Annotated in this window: 15 protein-coding genes; 1 reads left to right on the top strand and 14 read right to left on the bottom strand. The window is 70.1% G+C overall.

All coding sequences use genetic code 11. The features are described from left to right. Positions 1-25: 25 nt before the first annotated feature. Genes JCR33_RS22235 through JCR33_RS22225 form a run of 3 tightly spaced genes read right to left on the bottom strand, consistent with a single transcriptional unit; the run spans position 26 to position 3694 of the window. The gene (locus tag JCR33_RS22235) at positions 26-409 is read right to left on the bottom strand and encodes a hypothetical protein (RefSeq protein ID WP_198884336.1); all 384 of its coding nucleotides are present in this window, start codon (positions 407-409) and stop codon (positions 26-28) included. Between the two features lie 56 nt (positions 410-465). Continuing rightward, a complete protein-coding gene (locus JCR33_RS22230; RefSeq protein WP_198884335.1) occupies positions 466-2541 on the bottom strand; it encodes a S8/S53 family peptidase in 2076 nt (691 codons plus the stop codon). A gap of 13 nt (positions 2542-2554) precedes the next feature. Continuing rightward, positions 2555-3694, bottom strand: coding sequence for a phosphatase PAP2 family protein (locus JCR33_RS22225; RefSeq protein ID WP_198884334.1), 1140 nt, complete (start codon positions 3692-3694; stop codon positions 2555-2557). Positions 3695-3988: 294 nt separating this feature from the next. Between JCR33_RS22225 and JCR33_RS22220 the strand changes: the two genes are divergently transcribed. Beyond that, complete coding sequence (locus tag JCR33_RS22220; protein WP_198884333.1) at positions 3989-5671, top strand: tetratricopeptide repeat protein; 1683 nt, start codon at positions 3989-3991, stop codon at positions 5669-5671. Between the two features lie 170 nt (positions 5672-5841). Here the strand turns inward: JCR33_RS22220 and JCR33_RS22215 are convergent, their stop codons facing one another. From JCR33_RS22215 to JCR33_RS22165, 11 genes are all read right to left on the bottom strand, one after another. Further along, positions 5842-6714: an aldo/keto reductase gene (locus tag JCR33_RS22215; protein WP_198884332.1), complete on the bottom strand. Its 873-nt coding sequence runs from the start codon at positions 6712-6714 to the stop codon at positions 5842-5844. 19 nt (positions 6715-6733) lie between these two features. Beyond that, on the bottom strand, positions 6734-7627 hold the full coding sequence (locus JCR33_RS22210) for an ABC transporter permease (RefSeq protein ID WP_232372766.1): 894 nt from the start codon (positions 7625-7627) through the stop codon (positions 6734-6736). A 64-nt stretch (positions 7628-7691) separates the two neighbouring features. Beyond that, positions 7692-9764 carry an ABC transporter ATP-binding protein gene (locus JCR33_RS25155; RefSeq protein ID WP_232372760.1) on the bottom strand — a complete coding sequence of 691 codons (2073 nt, stop codon included), beginning with the start codon at positions 9762-9764 and terminating at the stop codon, positions 7692-7694. A 379-nt stretch (positions 9765-10143) separates the two neighbouring features. Further along, positions 10144-11727 (bottom strand): ABC transporter substrate-binding protein, encoded by a 1584-nt coding sequence (locus JCR33_RS22200; RefSeq protein ID WP_198884330.1) that lies wholly within the window; start codon positions 11725-11727, stop codon positions 10144-10146. Between the two features lie 107 nt (positions 11728-11834). Next, positions 11835-13442: an ABC transporter substrate-binding protein gene (locus tag JCR33_RS22195; RefSeq protein WP_198884329.1), complete on the bottom strand. Its 1608-nt coding sequence runs from the start codon at positions 13440-13442 to the stop codon at positions 11835-11837. Positions 13443-13758: 316 nt separating this feature from the next. Then, positions 13759-14724 (bottom strand): ABC transporter permease, encoded by a 966-nt coding sequence (locus JCR33_RS22190; protein ID WP_198884328.1) that lies wholly within the window; start codon positions 14722-14724, stop codon positions 13759-13761. A 151-nt stretch (positions 14725-14875) separates the two neighbouring features. Next, positions 14876-16168 (bottom strand): NAD(P)/FAD-dependent oxidoreductase, encoded by a 1293-nt coding sequence (locus JCR33_RS22185; RefSeq protein ID WP_198884327.1) that lies wholly within the window; start codon positions 16166-16168, stop codon positions 14876-14878. Then, positions 16168-16353: a hypothetical protein gene (locus JCR33_RS22180; RefSeq protein WP_198884326.1), complete on the bottom strand. Its 186-nt coding sequence runs from the start codon at positions 16351-16353 to the stop codon at positions 16168-16170. Before JCR33_RS22180 ends, JCR33_RS22185 begins: the two co-directional genes overlap by 1 nt. Further along, a complete protein-coding gene (locus tag JCR33_RS22175; RefSeq protein ID WP_198884325.1) occupies positions 16346-18022 on the bottom strand; it encodes a hydantoinase B/oxoprolinase family protein in 1677 nt (558 codons plus the stop codon). Before JCR33_RS22175 ends, JCR33_RS22180 begins: the two co-directional genes overlap by 8 nt. Beyond that, complete coding sequence (locus JCR33_RS22170) at positions 18019-20037, bottom strand: hydantoinase/oxoprolinase family protein (RefSeq protein WP_198884324.1); 2019 nt, start codon at positions 20035-20037, stop codon at positions 18019-18021. Before JCR33_RS22170 ends, JCR33_RS22175 begins: the two co-directional genes overlap by 4 nt. Positions 20038-20177: 140 nt before the next feature. Beyond that, positions 20178-21581 (bottom strand): LLM class flavin-dependent oxidoreductase, encoded by a 1404-nt coding sequence (locus JCR33_RS22165; protein WP_198884323.1) that lies wholly within the window; start codon positions 21579-21581, stop codon positions 20178-20180. Positions 21582-21846: the final 265 nt, after the last annotated feature.

Raw genomic sequence — 21846 nt, 5'->3', positions numbered from 1 at the left:
AGCCAATATTTAGACCGTCTGGGGCTCAGAATATCATTCGGTGACCGGTACTGTCGGGGGCCATGTAAAAGGCGGTGAGCATGTCGGCCTGGCGGCGCAGCTTGCGGATCGGCATCGGATGGGTGCGACGCTCGTCGATCATCCGCTCGATGCGGCTGCGGCGGAAGGTGTAGGGCGAGGCCGTGGCCTCGCCCCGCGCCACGTCGAGGATCAGCTCCTCGAGCACCCCGGTGGGACGGATCGGGATGCAGAAGCCGACCGGAAAGAGGAACGGGCCGCCGGGCGACGCCGTCTCGTAGGAGACGAGCACGTCGAAGAGATAGCCTTGCGCGAAGCCGGGCTTGCCGGCCTCGATGCAGTCGCGGACCCGGTCGTGATAGTCCTGGATCTTCAGCGGATCGAACAACACCCTCGGGTGCCTCCTCTCGCTAGGGGGCGGCGCGGTCGCGGCCGCGCCGCCGCGTTTCAGACGCGGAACCGGCGCATCTCGGTCTCGCTCACCACCACGTCGACGCGGTGGGTGCCGAGGCGGTCGCGCACGCCGGGGTCGAGCGGCGCCATTCCGGCGGTGCTCGGCAGGCCGGCGGCGATGGCGTTGGCGATCTGCCGGGCCGCCTGGGGGGCGGCGACGCTCGTCCCGCGCATCGCCGCCACGCTGCCGGAATAGGTGCCGGTCGCGAGCACGCCGATGTGCGAGGGGCTGCCCTCCGACTGGGCGCAGACCGTCGGGCCCGGCCGTCCGCCCGCCGAGGGTCCGGCGGTGGAGTAGAGGGCCGGGCTCAGATCGGTGCGGCGCACCCCGGCGACGAGCAGCGGCCCGCCGGCCTCCGGCCCCGAGGCGTAGGCGTTGAGGGTCCGCGAGCGCGTCACGGGACCCACCTCGCCGTTGGTGTCGTTGATCATCCGGCCGGTGGCGTCGAAGCGGCGATAGTTCGGATCGTCGAAGTAGGACTGGCGGCCCCGGGGCGGGCGGAAGGTCACCTTGTCGTCGCGCTGGGTGCGGATGTCGACCTCGACGGTCACCCCCTCCACCGGGGTGCCGGTGAGGGTGAGCGTCCAGATGCCGGCCGGTGCGACCACCACGCCGGGCCGGTCGCCCGTCGTCGGCCGCACGGCGAGCGTCACCACCTCGCGCACGGCGGGACCGCCCTGCCGCGACACCTCCTGGTGGTAGATCCGCGCCGCGGCGTCGCCGCCGGCCGACAGGTCGATCATCTCGCCGAGCCGGGACGGGGGCGAGACGGGCCCGCCCGGCGGCGTCAGCGTCACCGAGATCTCCGCGCCGCCGGACGACCGCTCCGGCAGCCAGATCTCGACGAAGCTCGACGTCTTGTCGTCGGGCAGGACCGACCAGTCGAGCGTCAGCGGCTCGCCGGTGGCGAGGTGGGTGTTGGCCATCGCCCGCGACTGGAAGGAGTTGCCGGCGGCGACGGTGATCTCGCAGCGCGGCGCTCCCGGCAGCGCCCGATAGATCTCGAGGAAGCGCCGCAGGAGGCGCTCGTTCTTGCCCATGCCGTCGCAAGGGCCGGCGAACATGCCGAAGCTGAGATTGAGCACCAGCGGCGGAAAGCTCGGGGCGTCGGGGTCGACCGACATGCGGATCCCGAGGCGGACCGCGGCGAGGAGCACCTCGCGCAGCGCCCGGTCGAGGCTCGCCGGCATCAGCGAGTCGGAGCGGTCCTCGATCGCCTCCGACGGCACGTTGACGGCGATGATCGGCCGCTCCTCCGGCGTCTGCGGCCGGCCGCGCCAGGCGTCTCCGGCCATCAGATCGAGCACATGGGTGCCGTGGCTGCGTGAGAAGCGCAGCGGCTGCCGCCTGTCGGAGGCGGGGTCGATGAGGTCCATCATCCGGTAGACCATCCGCTCGTCGCCGCCGGCGTTCGCGACGAGCTGGTCGATCTCCTCCCGCTCGAAGCGGTGCGCCGTCACGTGCCCGCCGGCGAGGCGGAGGCTGACGAACGTCTCCACCCGCGTCTCGCCGGCGCTGCGGCGGAAGCGGTCGTTGGCGATGGCGATGCCGTCGTCGATGATCGCCATCACCACCGCGTTGGCGGCGATGTGGTCGGCCGGCTCCGGCACCGGGCCGATGGCGCGGCGCTCATAGTCCACGATCGCCGCGGCCCAGAGGGGACCGATCTCGTCGAGCGGGGCGGGCGCGAGCCACAGCCCGTCATGACGGCGGGTGAGGGCGGCGATGTCGCCGAGAAAGGGCATCTCGTCCGGCTGCACGTCGAACTCGACCCCGACGATCGGGAACTCGTGACGGTCGGCGGCGAGGAAGACCTCGACCGCGTCGACGTCGATGGCGTCGAGCCGGTCGGCGATCTTGCGCAGAAGCGGCCGGTGCTGGCCGGGTCCGCGGTTCCATCGCGCGTTCATCAGCTCGCGGGCGCCCTGCCGGGTCATGGCGAGGGTGACGAGGAGAGGGCGCACGATGGCGTCCTCCGGGGCGCTCACGGCGGTGAGGAAGTGCCAGGCGGGATCGGCGGCGCCGGCCGCCGGCGGGATCGGCGTGGGGGTGGTCCACTGCATCGGCATGGCGGGCGCTCGCTCAGCTCGGCCACTCGGCCTTCGCCTTGGCGTAGAGCCAGGCGATGGTCGGGCACGACCCGGCCGGCGGCGTCACCGTGCCGGTGCCGCGGGTGAGGTAGGTCTGCTGCGGTCCGCCGCCGTCCAGGATCTCGTTGATGGTGGCGAAGTCGTGATCGCCGGCGCCGAACGCGTCGGCGTCGAACGTCACCGGCGTGGTCGCGACGGAACCGGTGCCGTCGTTGCCGCAGGCGGCGAGGAGGTAGGGCAGCAGCGTGAGGCCGAGCACCTGGCCGGCGACGTTGTCGGTCGGGAAGTGCACCCCGGCGACCACGCGGTTCACGGCGATGCGGTGCGCCTGAAGCATCATCTGGGCCCGGTAGTGACGGGCGGGGCCGTGGATGGCGAGATCCTGCGCCTCGCTGAGGTGCGACAGGAGGCCCGCCATCAGGAAGGATTCGCCCGAATGGCCGCTCGGGAAGGAGCCGTGCCCCGGGTTCTGGATCATCGGGTTGATCTGGGCGCTGAAGGCGGTGGGGCGCGGTGCGGCGATGGCGTGCTTCACCCGCATCTCGGTGAGCACCATCATGTGATTGAGCACGGCGACGAGCTCCAGCGTGTAGCGGTGCTTCTGGCGATGGAGGCCGGTGATGCCGCCGAAGAAGATCTCGATCATCGAGAGCTGCGACAGGATCTCCGGGGCGCGATCGGAGCGCAGATCGGCGTAGCCGCGCACGAGGGCGAGCTGGGCGCGCAGCGTGGCGACCGACGGGCGGCGCAACGTCACGAGGGGCAGCGCATCGCCCGATGCGTCGCGCGCGGTGACGGTGGCGCCGGTGCCGTCGCCGGTGAAGCCGAACAGGCTGCCGAGCTCGAAGGCGTAGATGTTGGCGCGCACCCGCGGCGACCAGACGCCCATCGCCTCCGGATCGTCGAAGTCGGGCGTGCCCGGAAGGCCGACGGGCTCCACCCAGGGGCCGACGATGCCGTCCCGGCTGGTGATGGTGGCGCCGGAGGTGAAGGGGGAGGCGAGGCGGCCCACGAAGCCCGATTCCGGCAGAAGACCGCCGGCCCCGTTGGCGCCGTTCGCCCCATTGGCCCCGTTGGCGCCATTCGCGCCGTTGGCCCCGTTAAGTTCCGCGAGGTAGGCTGAGGTCGACAATGGCTTCCACCCTCTTCTGGTCCGCGACCCAGAGGTCAATGTCATGGAGAGACCGGGTTGCGTCGCGGATGCTTCGATCTTGATTTCACCAAATGTGAAATCCATTCACGGCTGTGTCTCAACCGTGTGCAGAGTTGGCCATTCGTAATTCACGCACTTTTCACGCCGGCGAAATTACTTGATTGTTCGCGGCCATAACGTAGTCTTCCCTCGGCCAATCAGTGCGTCTTATATCGGCGCGAGCCCGGGCGAGCGGGCGGTGCGCATGCGTGCGAACGATGGGAGCGGGCCGCGATGGCGGACGTCAGGAGCGCGGGACGGCTGACGATCTCGCTGTTCGGCGCCTTCCGCGTGCGCGGGCCGGACGGGAGCGACCTCACGCCCACGCGCCAGAAGTCCCGCGCCGTGCTCGCGATCATCGCGCTGTCGCCGGAGCTCGGCCGCTCTCGCACCGCCCTCCAGGACAAGCTCTGGAGCCTGATGGGCCCGGAGCACAGCGCCGCCAATCTGCGGCAGGCGCTGACCGACATTCGTCGCAGCCTCGGCGACTATCAGGACTGCCTCCTCGCCGAGCCGCGCTATATCAGCCTCGACCCCGAGCGGGTCGCCGTGGCGGTCGATCCGCCGGCCGGCGAGGGTGCGGCGGCGGCCGCGATGCTGCTCGACGATCTCACCATTCGCGATCCCGAGTTCGAGGACTGGCTCCGCGAGCAGCGGGCGAAGGTGCACGACCGGCTCGACGCCGGCTCGGCGCGTTCGACCGGCCCGGCGGAGCGGATCGACCGGCCGGCCACGGGAGCGTCGTTCGTCGGTTGGCAGCCCGCGCCGCGGCTCGGCCACGGCAAGGCGCCGGAGGTGGAGCGGCCGTGGGTCAGGGTGCTGCCGCCCGAGCTGACGCGCGGCGACAACGACGCCTTCCTGTCGCGCGTGGTGGGCGACGCGGTGGCGGGCGGGCTCGCCGAGCTCAACTCCATCGAGGTGCGCGACACACCGCTCGAGACGCCCGGCATCGAGATCCGCGTCGAGGCGCAGGCGATGGCGAAGGTCACCGCCGTGCACCTCACCTACACCTGCCCGCACACCACGCGGCGTCTCTGGTCCGGCACGGGGCTCGTGCCCAACGACGGGTTCATCGTCGACGCGGACGAGCTGAAGCGCCTCATCAACGAGGGCATCAGCGTCGGCTCGATCCAGCTGCGCAACCTCTACAGCGCCGACGACCGGCGCACCGCCTTCGCCATGGGCTACGACGCCATCCAGCGCATGTGCACCCTCGACTACGACGACCTGCAGGAGGCGCGCCGGCTGCTCGACACCGCCTTCGCCATGGAGGGGCGCGGCATCTTCCTCGCCTGGCGGGCCTACGCGCAGACCTACGACTATGTGGAGCACAATCCCGCCAACCGGCAGGTCCTGCGGGAGGAGGCGAAGGCCTACGCCCGTCAGGCGATCGAGCTCGAGCCGCACAACTCGATGGTCCACGCGCTGACGAGCTACGTCTACAGCCTGGTGCTCGACGAGTATCACGTGGCGCACGAGCTCGCCGAGCGCAGCCTCGCGCTGAGCCGGCACAACGCGCTGGCGATGGCCTTTCTCGGCCGCGTCAAGTCGCACCTCGGCGACCATCAGCGCGGCTACAGCTACGCGGCGGCGGCCCGCAAGCTCGCCGGCCCCACCCCCTATCAGCCCACGCTGGACCTCATCTGCGGCCTCACCGCATTGGAGAGCGGCCAGTACGACGAGGCGCTGCGCATCGGCGAGCTGATGCGGGCGTTGTGGCCGCGCTATCTCTCGCCGCAGCGCTATCTGGTGCCGCTCTATATGCGCGCCGGCGAGAAGGAGAAGGCGCGCGACATGCTCGAACACCTGCGCAAGGTGGACCCGAGCTTCTCGCTCGCCGCGCTGCGCGACGCCTACTACCCCAACGCCGCCATCCGCGCCTCCGGTCTCCTCAACTACTCCGAAGAGATCCTCTGACGCTCGCTTCCATGACGGTGCCCATCCGGGACGGGGATGCGGCCCGTGGCACCCCACCGCATCGACGCGCACGACCGCGCTCGCTGCCACCGCTCCCATCATCGCCCGGGCGAACGAGCCCTCGGCGCGAGGCTCCGGCGCCAAGCGGCTCGGGGCGAGCGTCGTCCCGCCTACATCCTTCGTGCGGATCGCTTCGGGGTGGGGTCGGTCGATGCGTCGCCGTCGTCCCATTCCGGCGCGAAGGAAGGGGTCAGGAAGCGGCGCTCTCCTCGCAGGCGGGAGATGCGCCCCATCTCGGCCGTCGACAGGGTGAAGTCGAAGATCTCGAAGTTCCGGCGGATGTTGACCGGGTTGCGGGAGCGCGGGATGGCTGCCGTCCCCTCCTGCTGCAGGATCCAGCGCAGCACGATCTGCGCCGGCGTGCGCCCGCGCGCGGCGGCGATCTCGACGACGACCGGCTCGCTCAGCGCGCGGGAGCCCGCCAGCGGCTGGTAGGCGGACAGGACGATGCCGCGCGCCTCCAGCGCGGCGTGCAGCCGGCTCTGGTCGAGGAAGGGGTGGAACTCCACCTGGTTCGTCGCCACCCGGGCGCCGATCGCGTCCACCGCCTGCTCGATCAGGCGGACGGGAAAGTTGCTGACCCCGATGGAGCGGGCGAGCCCCTCGGCCTGCAGCGCGGCGAAGGCCTCCAGCGTCTCCTCCAACGGCACCTCGGGGTTCGGCCAGTGCACCAGCAGGAGGTCGACATAGTCGAGGCCGAGGCAGCCGAGGCTCGCCTCGGCGGAGGCGCGGACCGCCGGCGCCGTCAACGAGTCGTGCCAGACCTTGGTGGTGACGAACAGCGCCTCGCGCGGCACGCCCGAGGCCGCCAGCGCCGCCCCCACCGCGGCCTCGTTGCCGTAGCGCACCGCGGTGTCGATGTGGCGGTAACCGACCTCGAGCGCCGTCTCCACCGCCTGGCGGCAGACGTCGCCCTCGAGCTCCCACGTCCCGAAGCCGAGCGCCGGCATGCGGTGGCCGCCGAGGAGGGTTCTGTAGATCATAGCGTGATGGGTCCTCTGGTCAGGCTTCGCGCGGGTTGACCAACTCGCGAAGCTGATCGCCGATCAGGTTGAGCGCCACGATGGTGATGAGCAGCGCCATGCCCGGCAGCACGCTCATCCACCATCCGCCGGAGGTCATGTAGGCGTAGCCGTTGGCGATCAGCAGCCCGAGCGAGGGTTGCGTGATCGGCACGCCGAGGCCGAGATAGCTGAGCGTCGCCTCGAGCGCGATCGCACGGGCGACCTGCTGGGTGGCGATGACGATCAGCGGCGGAAAGCAGTTCGGCAGCATGTGGAGGAACAGCGTCCGCCACTTCGGCAGCATCATGCACTCGGCGGCGGCGATGTACTCCCGCTTGCGTTCGATCATCGCGGCGGCCCGCATGGTGCGCGCATAATAGGCCCACTCGACCACCACCATGGCGAGGATCACGTTGAAGACGCCCTTGCCGAGAAAGGCGAGGATCATCAGCGCCACGAGGATCGTCGGGAACGACAGCTGCAGATCGACGAGCCGCATGATCGCGGCGTCGATGCGGCCGCCGAAATAGGCCGCGATGAGGCCGAGGGTGACCCCGATCACGGCCGAGAGCAGGGCAGCGCCGACGCCCACGGTCAGGCTGATGCGCAGCCCGTAGAGGATCGCGGAGAGCATGTCGCGGCCCTGGTCGTCGGTGCCGAGCCAGTAGACGCCGCCGCCGTAGGCCTCCGATCCGGGCGGCAGGCGGCTGTCGAGAATGTCGAGCTGCATGAGGTCGTAGGGGTCCTGCGGCGCGATCCACGGCGCGAAGACGGCGAGGATCACGACGAAGGCGAGGATGATGAGCCCCGCCAGCGCGACCTTCGACTGCACGAAGCGTCGCGCGAAGCTCCGCCAGGGCGAGTGGGCCCGGCCCTGGTTGGTGAGATCCATGCTGCTCATGTTCGGGTCTCTCTCATGCGCGCGAAGGGGTGGGGGCTCGCCGGCGAAGACGGGATCATGCGCGGCCGAACCGCATCATCTCGTCGGCGAGCGCGTCGTCGACCGACGGCACCGGCTCGATCTGGGGCAGGGGCTCGTCGGCGATCTCCTCGAGCGTCCGCAGGACGAAGTGGCCGGGGGCGACCTCGACCATCCGCGTCTGCGGACGGTGGGCGCCGACGGGCCGGATCGGGCTCGGCAGCTCGCCTTCGGGCGCGGGAAGGCGCTTGCGCCGGTGCTCCGGATTGGGAACCGGCACGGCATCGAGCAGCCGGCGCGTGTAGGCGTGCCGCGGGCGCTCGAGGATGTCGGCGCGGCTGCCGATCTCGACGATCTCGCCCATGTACATCACCGCGATCCGGTGGCTGATGCGCTCGACCACCGCCATGTCGTGGCTGATGAAGAGGTAGGCGAGGCCGAACTCCTCCTGCAGGTCGATCATCAGGTCGACCACCTGCGCCTTGACCGAGGCGTCGAGCGCGGAGACCGCCTCGTCGGCGATGACGAGCCGCGGATCGACGGCGAGGGCGCGCGCGATGCAGATCCGCTGACGCTGCCCGCCGGAGAATTCGTGCGGGTAGCGCGTTCGGACCGCCGGATCGAGGCCCACGCGGCGCAGGAGATGGTCGACCTTCCTGGACGCCTCCGCCCGGCTGGCGAGCCCGCGCGAGATCACGGGCTCGGCGACCGCACTGCCGATGCGCTGGCGAGGGTCGAGCGATCCGAACGGGTCCTGGAAGATCATCTGGATGGAGGAGCGCAGCTCGCGGATCCCGCGCCGGGTGCTCGGCCGGACCTCGTATCCGTCGAGCAGGATCTCCCCCGACTGCGCCTGCTCCAGGCCGAGGATCGTCCGTCCGGTGGTGGACTTGCCCGAGCCCGATTCGCCCACGAGAGAGAGGGTTTCGCCCGGCGCGATGCTGAACGACACGTTCTCGACGGCGTGCACGTTGCCGACGTGGCGGCGCAGCGGGCCGCCCCGCACGGCGAAGCGGGTGACGAGGTTGCGCACTTCGAGCACCGGGCGCGCCTTCCCGAGGTGCGGCTTCGCCTCCGCCGGCGCGGCCGGCACGGGCACGGCGGAGGCCGGCACCGCGGGGGACGGCGCCGACGAGGCCGGCACTCCGGCGGACGGTGCCGCGGCGGTCGGCACAGTGGGGGAAGGTGCCGCGGAGGTCGGCACTCTGGGGGAAGGTGCCGCGGAGGTCGGCACAGTGGGGGAGGGCGGGGCGGTGAGCGGGACCGTCGCCGCTTCGCCCGCGCCCCGACCGAACCGGCGCGGGGTTGCCGATCCGGTCATATCGCCGAGCCGCGGCACCGCCTGGATCAGCAGCTTCGTGTAGGCGTGCTGTGGCTCGTTGAAGACCTGCTCCACGCTCCCCTGCTCCAGCACCTCGCCGCGACGCATCACCAGCACGCGGTCGGCGATGTTCGCGACCACACCCATGTCGTGGGTCACGAAGATGACCGACATGCCGTTGCGGCGCTGGATGTCCTTCAGGAGCTCGAGAATCTGCGCCTGGATCGTGACGTCGAGCGCGGTGGTCGGCTCGTCCGCGATCAGCAGCGAAGGCCGGCAGGCGAGCGCGGTCGCGATGACGATCCGCTGGCGCATGCCGCCGGAGAACATGTGCGGATAGTCGTTGAGCCGGCGGCGGGCGTCGGGGATGCGCATCTGGTCGAAAAGCTCGAGCGTCTGCTCCTTGGCCTCCGCGCTCGACAGCGTCTTGTGGGCGCGCAGCGCCTCCTTGACCTGGAAGCCGACCTTCAGCACCGGGTTCAGGCTCGTCATCGGCTCCTGGAAAATCATGCCGATTTCGCCGCCGCGCACCGCCTCCATCTCCGGCTCGGAGAGGTCGAGGAGGTTGCGTCCGCCCATCTCGACCGAGCCGCTGACGGTCACGCCGGATCGGCCGAGCAGGCGCATGATCGCATAGGACGTCACGCTCTTGCCCGAGCCCGATTCCCCGACCACGGCGAGGGTTTCGGCCGGCGCGACGTCGAACGACACGTTCTTCACGACCTCGCTTTCGCCGAAGCGCACCGACAGGTTGCGCACGGAAATCGTGGGAGTTGGGGGCGTGGACATCAGTGGCTCCAAGGAGATCGCGGCGGTGCGGGGCGGGCGGCGCTAGCGGTCAGCCGGGGTGGACGGGCAGCATCGTCGTGCGGGTGGGCCGTTCGGCGAGGCCCCGCCGCGGCGGGGCGAGGCCTCGGGCGCGAGGCATCGCTCTGGATCGATCGGGCTCGTTCCGCGATGCGGGCCGCCGATCGGTCCGTTTGCGGACGCGGATGCGCGCGCCGGTCCTCGCCGCGAGGGCCGGCGCGCCGACCAGAAGGCGCTTCAGACACGTCGTCATGCTCTTCTCCAGATCCTTCAGGTGCGCTCTCCCTGCCGTCGATCCCGGGTCGGACTGCGGGCCGCGGGGCGGGGCCGGGGAGCCCCGCCCCGCGCACCCGCGCGCCCGTCACTCGCCTTCGGGCCGGACGTAGTTGGCGAGCGTGTACTCGTTGCCGAACACCGAGGGCTCGAGCCCCTTGCGCGCCGCGAGAATCACCGACTGCATGTGGAGCGGCAGCACCGCGTAGTCGTCCATCGCCATGCGCATCGCCTCGCGCTCCAGCGCATGCCGCTCGTCCGGATCGAGCACGGTGGCGAGCGTCTCGATCTTCTCGTCGAGCGCGGGGTTGGTGTATTCGCCGAGGTTCCAGGTTCCGAGTTTCTTCTCGGGCTCGTAGCTGTGCAAGAGGTTGAGCAGCGCCATGCTCACCTCGCCGGCCGCGGACGAGGCCCAGGTGCTCATGAAGAAGCTGCGGCGGTCGTCGCAGTGGCAGGTCGCCTTGGTGGCGAACACCGAATAGGGCTCGATGTCCACCGTGGTGCGGATGCCGATCCGCTGCAGCATCTGGGCGACGATCTGGCAGATCCGCTCGTCGTTGACGAGCCGGTCGTTCATGCACGCGACGGTCAGGCCGAAGCCGTCCGGATAGCCCGCCTCGGTGAGGAGCTTCTTCGCCGCCTCGGGGTCGTAGCCGATCGGCGGATAGTCCGGATCGAAGCCGCCGAGCGTCGGCGTCCCGATCTGGTTCGAGGGGGTGGCCATGCCGTCCATGGCGCGCGCGGCGATCGCCTCGCGGTTGATCGCGAGCGCGAACGCCTTGCGCACGCGAACGTCCTTGAACGGGTTCTCCGGCAGCGGGTCACCGTTCTTGTCGACGGCTTCGGGCGTCACGTCGCGGGAGATGTCGAACGTCATGAACACGACGCGGTCGCTCGGGCCCGAGACGACGTTGAAGTCGGGATTGTCGCTCAGCTTCGCGGCGTCCTCGGGGGGGACGCCGTCGATCATGTCGACGTCGCCGGACAGCAGCGCCGTCACGCGCGTCGCGGGATTGGTCAGGAAGCGGAACGTCACCGTGTCCCACAGCGCGGGGTCGCCGAAATAGGTCTCGGACCGCTCCAGCGTCAGGTGGTCGCCGGGCACGTATTCGACGAACCTGTAGGGTGCCGCGCCCACGTTGCCCTTCGGCGTCATGAAGTCGCCGGGCTCGGCGCCCTCGATCACCGACGGCGGCAGCACGGCAACCTGGGTGAGCATGTTGGGCAGGGTGGGGTAGGGCCCGGCGGTGTGGATCTCGAGGGTGTGCTCGTCCGGCGCGTCGAAGCCGTCGACCCCCGCGAAGATCCCCGAATAGGAGCCTTTGGGGTTGTTGATCGCCCGCTCGTAGGAGGCGATGACGTCGCTCGCCACGATCGGCGTCCCGTCCGACCACTGCGCGTCGGGGTTGATCTTGAACACCCAAAGATCGTCGCCCTGCGCCTCCCAGCTCTCGGCGATGGCGGGCAGCACGCTGTTGTCCGGCGCGATGTTCACCAGATAGCCGAGATAGTGGTTGTAGAACTGCGACGTCGCGGCCGACCACAGCGTGTGCGGGTCCATCGAGGCCATCTCTGTCCTCGCCCCGATCACGAGGTCGTCGGCCCGAGACCCGTGGCTGCAGACGGCCGCGACGGCCGAAGCCAGCAGGACGGACTTCATCCAAGTCTTCATCGTCTTCCCCTTCTTCCATTCTGGGCGGCGATCGCCGGCGATGCCGGCGCGTCCGGCGCGGGGCCGTCGGATCGCCAAGGCGCCGGCGGCGAAAGCGGCGCGAGCCCTCACGGCGCGTCCGTCTGCTCGACGTAGTCGCCGAGGGTGTATTCGTTGCCGAAGATCGTGGGCTTGAGCCCGGCCTTGGCGGCGAGAATGACCGACTGCATGTGCAGCGGCAGCACGCCGAGGTCGTCCATCGCCATGCGCATCGCCTGCTTTTCCATGTCGCGCCGCTTCTCCTGGTCGAGAACGGTCGAGAACTGTTCGATCAGGGCGTCGACTTCGGGGTTGGAGTATTCGCCGAGGTTCCACACGCCGAGCTTCTTGTCGGGCTCGTAGCTGTGCAGCACGTTGCGCAGCGCGATCCCCACCTCGCCGGCCGAGGAGGAGGCCCAGGTGCTCATGAAGAAGCTCTTGCGGTCGTCGCAGTGGCAGGTCGCCTTGGTGATGAAGACGGCGTAGGGCTCGACGTCGACGGTCACGTCGAGGCCGATGCGCTGGAACATCTGGCCCAGCACCTGGCAGACGCGCGCGTCATTCACCAGGCGGCCCTGCATGCAGCTCACCGTCAGGGCGAAGCCGTCGGGATAGCCCGCCTCGGCGAGCAGCTCTTTCGCGCGTGCGGGATCGTACGCCTTGGGCGGATAGTCCTCGGCGAACCCGCCGAGCGTCGGCGTGCCGACCTGGTTCGCGGGCTCCGCCATGCCGTCGATCGCGCGCTCGGTGATCGCCCGGCGGTCCACCGCGAGCGAGAGCGCCTCGCGCACGCGCAGATCCTTGAACGGGTTCGTGGGCAGTGGCTCGCCCGTCGCCTTGTCGGCGACATAGGGCGTCACGTCCCGCGCCAGGTCGAAGGTCATGTAGACCGCCCGGTCGCTGGGCCCCGAGACGACGTTGAAGCGGTCGTCGGTGCGCAGGCGCGCGGCGTCTTCCGGCGGCACCCCGTCGATCAGGTCGACGTCGCCCGACAGCAGCGCGGTGACGCGGGTGGCGGGGTTCGACAGGAAGCGGAAGGTGATCCGGTCCCACTTCGCCGGCGTGCCGAACCACGCCTCGTTGCGCTCCACGGTGAGGTGATCGCCGGGGATATATTCGATGAACTTGTAGGGGGCCGCGCTGACGTTGGCCTTCGCGGTCAGGAAGTCCTCCGGCGTCGCGGTTTCGTTGACCGACTTCGGCAGGACCGCGATCTGGGTCATGGCGTTGGGCAGCGTCGGATACGCGCGCTCGGTGTGGATCTCGAGCGTCAGCGGATCGGGCGCGGAGAAGCCGGTGACCCCGGCGAAGAGGCCGCCATAGGACCCTTTCGGGCTGTTGATCGCCCGCTCGTAGGAGGCGATCACGTCCTCGGCCGTGATCTTCGTGCCGTCCTGGAAGACCGCGTCCGGGTTGATGTGGAACACCCAGAGGTTCTCGCCCTCGCTCTCCCAGCTCTCGGCGATGGCCGGCAGGACGCTGTTGTCCGGTCCGATGTTCGTCAGGAAGCCGAGATAGTGGTTGTAGAACTGCGCGCTGGTGCCGGACCACAGCGCGTGCGGGTCCATCGTGGACATCTCGGTCCGCGATCCGATGGTCAGTTCGTCGGCGTGGGCGGCGCTCGCGGCACCGGTGGCGATCACGATCGCGGCGGCCAGACGCCGACTGGAACGGACGACCCGGGACAAACGGTTCATGGCGGTCTCCCTCAGAGCTAGCGGTAGGGGGGTGGTGCAGGCTTGATTGCGTATGCGCGTCACGGGACCGGCGACGGCGCGCTCGGCCGGTCCGAGCCCGTCGCGGGCGGCGAGAATGGAACCGCGGACGGCATCGCCGTTTCCGAGCCGCCGGCCCGCTCGTCGGCCCGCGCCGCCACCGGCGTCGCGCAGGCGAGGGCGGGGCATCTGATCCAGCTGTTCGTCCATGGTGCTCCTGGCGGCGCGGCGACGGGCCGTCGTCTCGGGGGTGATCGGGTCGGGCGGCGTTCTGCGGGTCTCGGGCACGGCGCGGACGTCAACGCGGCCGAATTCGGGGGTCGAGCAGCATGTAGAGGATATCGACGATAATATTGATGGCACTGAACAGCGCGACGATGATCACCAGGTAGGCAACCATCACGGGGCGATCGAGCAAGTTGATCGAATCGATGATCAGTTTTCCCATCCCCGGCCATCCGAAGACTGTTTCGGTGACGAGGGAGAAGGCGATCAGCGTTCCGAATTCCATGCCTGTGACCGTGACGACCGGGATCATCAGGTTCTTGAGGACGTGCACCACGACCACGCGCCGCTGCGACAGGCCCTTGGCCCGCGCGAAGCGGACGTGCTCCAGCGGCATGATCTCGCGCACGCCGGCGCGCACCAGGCGCAGCACCAGGGCGACCTTGTAGAGCGACAGCGTGAACGCCGGCATCGCGAGGTGCGACAGCCCGTCGAGCGTCAGAAACGACCAGCCGATGCCGAGGATCTTGACCGTCTCGCCGCGGCCGCTGCTCGGCAGCCAGCCGAGATTGACCGAGAAGAGCAGGATCAGCATCAACCCCAACCAGAAGGTGGGGATCGAGAAGCCGACGATGCTCGACGTCATGATGATCTTCGACAGCGTCGTGTTCGGCCGCAGACCGCAGTAGAGGCCGAGCGGGACTCCGATCAGCAGGGCGAAGAGCAGGGCGCAGAACGCCAGCTCGAGCGTCGCCGGCATGCGCTGCAGGATGAGACCCATCGCCGGCAGGTGGAAGACGAAGCTGTTGCCGATGTCCCCCTGCAGAATGCCGCCGAGGAAGTGCAGATACTGCAGCCATAGCGGCTGATCGAGCCCCAGCGCGGCGATCATGCGGGCCCGGTCCTGCGCGCTCGCCTCCGGCGACACGAGCATCGCGGTCGGGTCGCCGATGACATGGACGCCGATGAAGACCAGCACGGTCATCACCAGCATGATCCCGCAGGCCTGCGCGATACGCATCAAGAGCCAGACGATCATTCCGTCATCCCCATCGTTCCCGTCTCGATCGATGACGGCCGGCCTTCTGCGGGCCGTCGAGCCGCCGCCGGCGGTTGCAAAGCCGCCCTTTCCTTCGTTGCCACCCGGAGGGGGCGCGTCGGCCCCGCTCCGGCAGAGGTCGGGCGCCGCGTCAGGCCGCGAAGCCTGCGGCGTCGCGGGCCCAGTACCAGCGCACGCCCGCGTTGATCACCGGACGCCGCCAGCGGTGCCAGAAAACCGGTCGAAGTGGGCTCGCGGGCAGCGGCGTCGGGACGCCGTCGGCGATCCGCCGCGCGAGCATCCGACCCACCAGCGTCGCCATCGCGACACCCCGCCCGTTGTAGCCGAGCCCGGCGAAGAGCCCCGGCGCGAGCTCGTGGACGTGGGGCAGATCGTCGAGGGTCAGCGCCACCTGCCCGGACCAGCGATGGGCGATCGGCGTCTGCGCGAGCTGCGGAAACACCCGCGCCAGTCCCTTGATGAGCGCGCTCTGGAGGCCCTCGCTCATCTCGGGCCCGACGGGACCGCGGCCGCCGAAGACCAGGCGCCCCTCGGGGTCTAGGCGGAAGTAGAACGCGATCTTGCGCGTCTCCGAGGCGCAGAAGCGGCGCGGCAGCACGTCCGCGCGCAGAGCCTCGCTCAGCGGCTCGGTCGCCACCACCATGCTCTGCACCGGCAGAACCGAGCGCGAGAGGCCGCCGAAGAGCCCGTCGCCGTAGCCGTTCGCGGCGATCACCACCGTGTTCGCCACCACCCGTCCGGCGTCCGTCGCCAACGTCCAGCCCTCGCCCGCGCGGGTCAGCGAGCGGACCGGGCTTTGCTCCCAGATCTCGCCGCCCGCCGCGAGCACCGCGCGTCCGAGACCTCGGGCAAGGTCGAGCGGCTGCACCGTGCCCGCCCGCGGGTCGCGCCAGCCGCCGCGATAGACGGTCGTGCCCAACGCGCGCGCGACCTGTGCGGCGTCGAAGATCTCGACCGCCACCCCGCGCGCCCTCCACTGCTCGGCGCGCGCGAGCACCGTCTCCAGCGCGCGATCCGAGTGTGCCGCCTGGACCCAGCCGTTCCGCTCCGCCCGGCAGCGGATGCCGTGCGCCTCGACGAGGTCGAACACCAGATCCGCGGCGCCGCCGACCGCGTCGACCAGGTCGCCGCCGCGCTCATCGCCGAAACGTCGGACGAGCTCGTCCGGATTGAGCTTGAGCCCCGGAATGATCTGCCCGCCGTTCCGCCCCGACGCGCCGAAGCCCGTGTGCCGCGCTTCCAGAACGGCGACCTTCGCGCCGGACTGCGCGAGGTGCAGCGCGGCCGACAGGCCGGTATATCCCGCCCCGACCACCGCCACGTCGACACGGTGCTCGCCGTCGAGCGACGCCCGATCGAGCGGCGGCTCGAGCGCCGAATTCCACCACAGCGAGGTCTGGAAGGACTCCGCGCTGGACGCCATCACACCGCCTCCGCGCGCCGACCGGCGGGCGCCCCGACGATCGCCCGCACCATCCCCGCCCGAGCCAGAAACGCCCGAGCCGTGCCTTCGGCGACGAGGGTCGTCGACGGGTGGCCGGCGGTGGCCGCTCCGACCATGAGCGTGGCGACGCTTCCGCCGTCGTGCGGGGAGCGGGGCTCAGGCATCGGTGGCTTCCCGCAGCTGAGGATAGGCGGAGAGCGCCGCCTCGCGGCTCATGAGCCCGTCGGCGATGTCCGCCTCGATCTCGGCGGGTCGCCGATCGGCCGGATCGCCGTAGCCCGCCCCGCCGCCGAAGCTGAACACCACGAGATCGCCCTTGCGGAGGTCCGCCTTGGCTTTGGAGGGGAGCGAGATCACCTCGTCGCCGCGGTGGATCTCGCAGCTGCCGGTCGTCCCCGGACCGCCGCCGAACAGCGGCTCGGCCGTGCCGCGGAAATGGTCCGAGTAGAGCGAGATGGTCGCCCCGTCCTCCAGGATCCGGAAGGCGCGGCGAAAGCCCGTCCCGCCGCGGTGGCGGCCGTGCCCGAAGCTGTCGGGCAAGAGCGCGTAGTCCTCGACGCGGAAGAAGGTGTAGTCCTGGTCGATCGCCTCGACGGGCGTATTGGCGCAGTTCGACAGCGGGCTGTCGACCGCGTCGCAGCCGTTCCGCCGGGCGCCGGCGCCGAACCCGCCGCCGAAGATCTCGAGATAGACCGAGTAGCCGGACGGGCCGAGCCAGGCGAGGCAGCCCGACGTCGTGGCGTCGTAGCCGCCCGCGATCACCTTCTCGGGCACGGCCTGCGCCAAGGCCTTCATCGTGGCGTTGAAGGCGCGGTAGCAGGCGAGCATCCGCGCCCGCACCGGCGCCGGGTAGCGCGGATTGAGGATCGAGCCCACCGGCACGACCACGTCGACCGGGCGCAGCAGCCCCGCATTGAACGGGATGTCCGGCGAGGTGAGCACCATCTTCACGCACGACATCGTCGCCGACAGCACCGAGGCGAGCGGCGCGTTCAGCGTCGTCGCCACCTGCGGGTCCGTCCCCTCGTAGTCGACGAGGAGGCGGTCGCCTTCGATCGTCACCGTGGAGCAGATCCGGATCGGGGTGTCGCTCAGCCCGTCGTCGTCGAGCGTCGCCTCGCCGTGATAGACCCCGTCGGGGGCGGCGGCGATCCCGGCGCGCGCCCGCCGCTCCGAATAGTCCTGGAAGGCGGCCATCACCGCTTCCACCTTGGCCCCGCCATACTTCGCCGCGAGCTCCTGCACGCGCTGAATGCCGATCCGGTTGGCGGCGATCTGGGCGTCGAAGTCGCCCATCGTCTGCAACGGCGCGCGGACGTTGGCGCGCAGCAGGCGCTCGAGCACCCCGCCGTTCCAGTCCCGCGACATCGAGCACTTGGTCGGCGGAATGATGATGCCCTCGGAGTGGACGTCGAGCGCGTTGACGCTCAGTCCCGGGCTGCCGCCGCCGAGATCGAGATGATGGGCCACGGAGGCGGCGAAGCCGATGCGCCGCCCGTCGACGAAGATCGGATGGAAGAAGAAGACGTCCTGGAGATGCTGGCCGCCCGAATAGGGGTCGTTGATGGCGAAGAACTCGTCCTCGGTCATCGCGTCGAGGTCGTAGGCCGCCGCGCAGGCCTGGAAGACGGAGCCGATCGTGCCGAGCTGCATCGGGATCAGCTCGGCCTGGGCGACGGTGTATCCGTCGCGGTCGAGGATCGCCGCCGAGCCGTCCCGCGCCTCGCGCAGGATGGTCGAATAGGCCGAGCGGATCAGCTTCGCCCCCATCTCCCGCGCAACGGAAAGCAGGGCCTGGCTGATCACCGCGTAGTCGATCGGGTCGACGGTCATGTCGCCTCCCTCGTCAAGATGATGTTCTCGCTGGCGTCGCGCGTCAGGCTCCAGCGCTCCGGCACGTAGAGCGTCGAGGAGAAGCCCTCGGCGAGGAGGGGGCCCGCGAAGGTCTCGTCCGTCGGCAGGTCGGGGCAGGAGAACACCGCCGCTTCGAAGGATCCGGCCTCGCCCGACATCGTCGCCCGCGCGGCCGTCGGACGCCCCAGCGGGCGCTCGCGGAACTTCGGCAGGCTGTCGACCGGGCGCGCGACCTCGAGGCGGAAGCCCACCACCTCGATCTTCTGGTTCGGCAGGCCGGCGTGGAAGAAGATCCGCTCGTGCGCGGCGACGAAGGCCGCGGTGACGGCGTGGCGGTCGAGCCGGCAGAGCGCGTCGAGCGGCAGCTCGACCGGCACCTCGAAGGCCTGGCCGGCGAACCGCATCTCGGCGATGAGCACGAAGTCGAGCTCGCCGCCGAGCCCGTAGGTCGCGAAGTCCCGGCGCGCGATCTGCTCGAGATCGGCGAAGGCCGCGCGGATCACCTCGCCCGTGTCGTCGTCCACCGTGAAGCGCTGGGTGCGGGCATAGATGCGCGAGAAATCCGAGGCGATGAGCCCGAAGGCCGACAGCACCCCGGGGTTGGGCGTGACCACCACGGTGGTGATGCCGAGCTCCTCCGCCACCTCGGCGGCGAGCAGCGGCCCCGCGCCGCCATAGGGCACGAGCGCATAGTCGCGCGGGTCGCGCCCCTTCTCGGTCGAGACCAGCTGGATCGCCTGGACGATGTTGGCCACCGCGAGCCGCAGCGCCGCCGCCGCGGCGGCCGGGATCGACATGCCGAGCTCGTTGGCGATGGGCTCAAACGCGGCGTGGGCCTTGTCGACGTGGATCGTCATCGCGCCGCCGAGGAAGGCCTCGGGGCGGATCGTGCCGCGGATGACGTGGGCGTCGGTAATCGTCGGCGCCGTGCCGCCACGGCCGTAGCAGGCCGGCCCCGGCTCCGCGCCGGAGCTCTGCGGCCCGACGCGCAGCATGCCGCCCTCGTCGATCCACACCAGGCTGCCGCCGCCCGCGCCCACCGTCTCGATGTCGAGCACCGGCGTGCGCACCGGCAGACCGCCGATGGTGGTGTCGGCCGAGATGCCCGGCCGCCCGTCGGTGACGAGGCACACGTCGGTCGAGGTGCCGCCCATGTCGAAGGCGATGAGGTTGCCGACGCCGGAGCGGCCGCACTGGCGGACCGCGCCGACGACGCCCGCCGCCGGCCCGCTGAACAGCGCCGCGATCGCGTTGCGGCGCATGCCCTCGGACGGCAGCCGCCCGCCGTTCGACTGCATCACGCTGAAGCGCCCCGCGAAGCCCTGCGCCGCGACGGCACTCGACAGGCGATCGAGATAGGCGTCGATCACCGGCTGCACGTAGGCGGCGAGGGTGGTGGTCGAGCTGCGCTCGAACTCCCGGAACTCCTGGCTGACGTCGGCCGAGCCGGTGACGAAGATCCCCGGCAGCCGGCGCATGAGCTCGGCCTGGAGCTGCCGCTCGTGCGTCGGGTTCACGTAGGACGACAGCAGGCAGATCGCGATCGCCGCATAGCCGCCCGCCTTGAGCTGGGGCAACAGGCGCTCCACCTCCGCCTCGACGTCGAGCGGGCGGATCACCCGGCCTTGGGAATCGCACCGCTCAGTGACCTCGAAGCAGTCGCGCCGCTTCACCACCGGCTCGGGCTTGGCATAGGCGAGGTCGTAGATGTTCAGCCGGTCGTGGCGCTGCAGGAACAGGATGTCGCGGAAGCCGACGGTGGTGACGAACGCGATCTTCGCCCCTTTCCGCTCCAGGATGGCGTTGGTCGCGACGGTCGATCCGTGAACGAGGTCCTCGATGCGGGCGAGCGGCCCGGGCGAGCGCGACAGCGCCTCGAGCACACCCCGGTCCGGCGCCGAGGGCGTGCTCGGGACTTTGGTCAGGAAGATATCGTCCCCGTCGACGGCCACCAGATCGGTGAAGGTTCCGCCGACTTCCACTCCGGTGCGCATTCAGTCCTCTCCGAGCCGCTGTCGCAAGGGGCGGGGTGCTCGCCCACCGCCGGGGTCGGCCGGAGCGTGTCGGGCGAGCGCCGCCTCGAGGTGCGATGAGTGGCGGTCCGCGGCCCGCCGGCCGCCGTCGTCCGGTCCGCTCACGCGTTTACGTCGGCAGCGGGCTGCGCCACGGCGGACGGTCCGGCGTTGGCGGCGCGGCGCAGCTTGGCGCTCGGATGATCGTCGGGCGTATAGGCCCCGGCGCCGAACATCTTCTCGCGCAGCGTACCTTCGGCGTACGCGGTCTTGTAGGCGCCGCGGGACTGCAGCTCCGGCACGACGTGGGTTACGAAGTCTTCCACCCCTTCGGGCTTGACGGTCTGGACGAGGTTGAAGCCGTCGACGTCCGCCTCCTCGACCCAGCGGATCATCTCCTCGGCCACCGTCGCCCCCGAGCCGACGACCATCGGCTGGACGCCGTTGGGGTTGAGGCTGTTGGCGGCGTCGCGCACCTTGCGCCCGCCGTTGGCGGTGAGGTTTTCCAGGATCGACTGGATCGAGTTGCTCTCGATGCCGGAGATCGAGGCGTCGGGATCGAGCGTCGAAAGGTCCTGGCCGATGAAGGCGGAGAGCCGGGCGAGGCTGCCGACGCTGTCGATATAGGAGCTGTACTCGGCGTGCTTGTCGAAGGCCTCGGCGTCGGTGGCCGCGGCGATCGGGGTCAGCGACGCGAAGACCTTGAGCGAGCGCGGATCGCGTCCCGCATCGGCGACGGCCTGGCGCAGGCGGCGCACGCGGCCGCCGACATTCTCGGTCGACGGGCCGTTCACGAAGACGCACTCCGCGTGCTTGCCGGCGAAGTCGACGCCCGAGGGCGACGTGCCCGCCTGGAACAGCACGGGCGTGCGCTGCGGCGAGGGCTCGCAATAGTGCACGGCGTCGAGCGAGAAGAACTCGCCCTCGTGGACGATCCGGTGGACCTTCTTCGGGTCGGCGAAGACCCCGCGCGCCTTGTCGCGCAGGACCGCGTCTTCCTCCCAGCTCGCCTCCCACAGCTTGTAGGTCAGCTCGCAGAACTCGTCGGCGATGGCGTAGCGCTGCTCGCGCGGCATCAGCTTGGCGATGCCGCGCGCCTTGGCGGCGCTGTCGAGATAGCCGGTGACGATGTTCCAGGCGATGCGCCCGTGCGTCAGATGATCGAGCGTGGAGATCCGGCGGGCGAAGGCGTAGGGCAGCTCCTCGATCACGTTGAAGGTGATCCCGAAGCCCAGATGACGCGTGACGGCCGCCATCGCCGACACGATCGTCGCCGGGTCGTTCTTCGGAAAGTTCACCGCGTGCTCGATGGTCGCCTCGGGCCCGCCGCCGTAGACGTCGAACACACCGAGACCGTCGGCGATGAACAGCCCGTCGAACAGCCCCCGCTCCAGCAGCTCGGCGAGGGTCGTCCAGGTCTCGAGCCGCCAGTAATCCAACGACTGGTCGCGCGGATGCTGCCACAGTCCCTGATGATTATGCGACACCGAGAACGAAGCGAATGAGTTGAGCAGGATCTGCTTCACGCCGTGATTCCTGGGAAAGTTTGGTGTGCAATTTTCACGTTAGTGAAATTTACACAGCGTCCCATGTCTGTCAAATGTCTCGTTGGACAGGATGCGGATTCGCTGTGAAACTGCACAAAACGGAGGATACCGGTGCGCGCGACGACGGCAGATCAGCACGAGAACCTCCAGCCGTCGGATCCTGAGGAGACCAGATCGTCCAGGGTCGGACAGAAGCGGACTCAGAGCGTCAAGCGGTCCCGCCCGACGCATATTCGCTCATTCG

Origin of the sequence: Acuticoccus mangrovi, from assembly GCF_016411865.1 — a bacterium.
Taxonomy (GTDB): Bacteria; Pseudomonadota; Alphaproteobacteria; order Rhizobiales; family Amorphaceae; genus Acuticoccus; species Acuticoccus mangrovi.
The sequence above is the reverse complement of the archived record's forward strand: the minus strand, read 5'-3'. Positions and strand labels throughout refer to the sequence as shown.

Coding starts and splice junctions, on each gene's coding strand:
- JCR33_RS22200 (WP_198884330.1), bottom strand. CDS start 11,727: ATGAAGACTTGGATGAAGTCCGTCCTGCTGGCTTCGGCCGTCGCGGCC.
- JCR33_RS25155 (WP_232372760.1), bottom strand. CDS start 9,764: ATGTCCACGCCCCCAACTCCCACGATTTCCGTGCGCAACCTGTCGGTG.
- JCR33_RS22195 (WP_198884329.1), bottom strand. CDS start 13,442: ATGAACCGTTTGTCCCGGGTCGTCCGTTCCAGTCGGCGTCTGGCCGCC.
- JCR33_RS22185 (WP_198884327.1), bottom strand. CDS start 16,168: ATGGCGTCCAGCGCGGAGTCCTTCCAGACCTCGCTGTGGTGGAATTCG.
- JCR33_RS22175 (WP_198884325.1), bottom strand. CDS start 18,022: ATGACCGTCGACCCGATCGACTACGCGGTGATCAGCCAGGCCCTGCTT.
- JCR33_RS22230 (WP_198884335.1), bottom strand. CDS start 2,541: ATGCCGATGCAGTGGACCACCCCCACGCCGATCCCGCCGGCGGCCGGC.
- JCR33_RS22180 (WP_198884326.1), bottom strand. CDS start 16,353: ATGCCTGAGCCCCGCTCCCCGCACGACGGCGGAAGCGTCGCCACGCTC.
- JCR33_RS22210 (WP_232372766.1), bottom strand. CDS start 7,627: ATGGATCTCACCAACCAGGGCCGGGCCCACTCGCCCTGGCGGAGCTTC.
- JCR33_RS22220 (WP_198884333.1), top strand. CDS start 3,989: ATGGCGGACGTCAGGAGCGCGGGACGGCTGACGATCTCGCTGTTCGGC.
- JCR33_RS22170 (WP_198884324.1), bottom strand. CDS start 20,037: ATGCGCACCGGAGTGGAAGTCGGCGGAACCTTCACCGATCTGGTGGCC.
- JCR33_RS22190 (WP_198884328.1), bottom strand. CDS start 14,724: ATGATCGTCTGGCTCTTGATGCGTATCGCGCAGGCCTGCGGGATCATG.
- JCR33_RS22215 (WP_198884332.1), bottom strand. CDS start 6,714: ATGATCTACAGAACCCTCCTCGGCGGCCACCGCATGCCGGCGCTCGGC.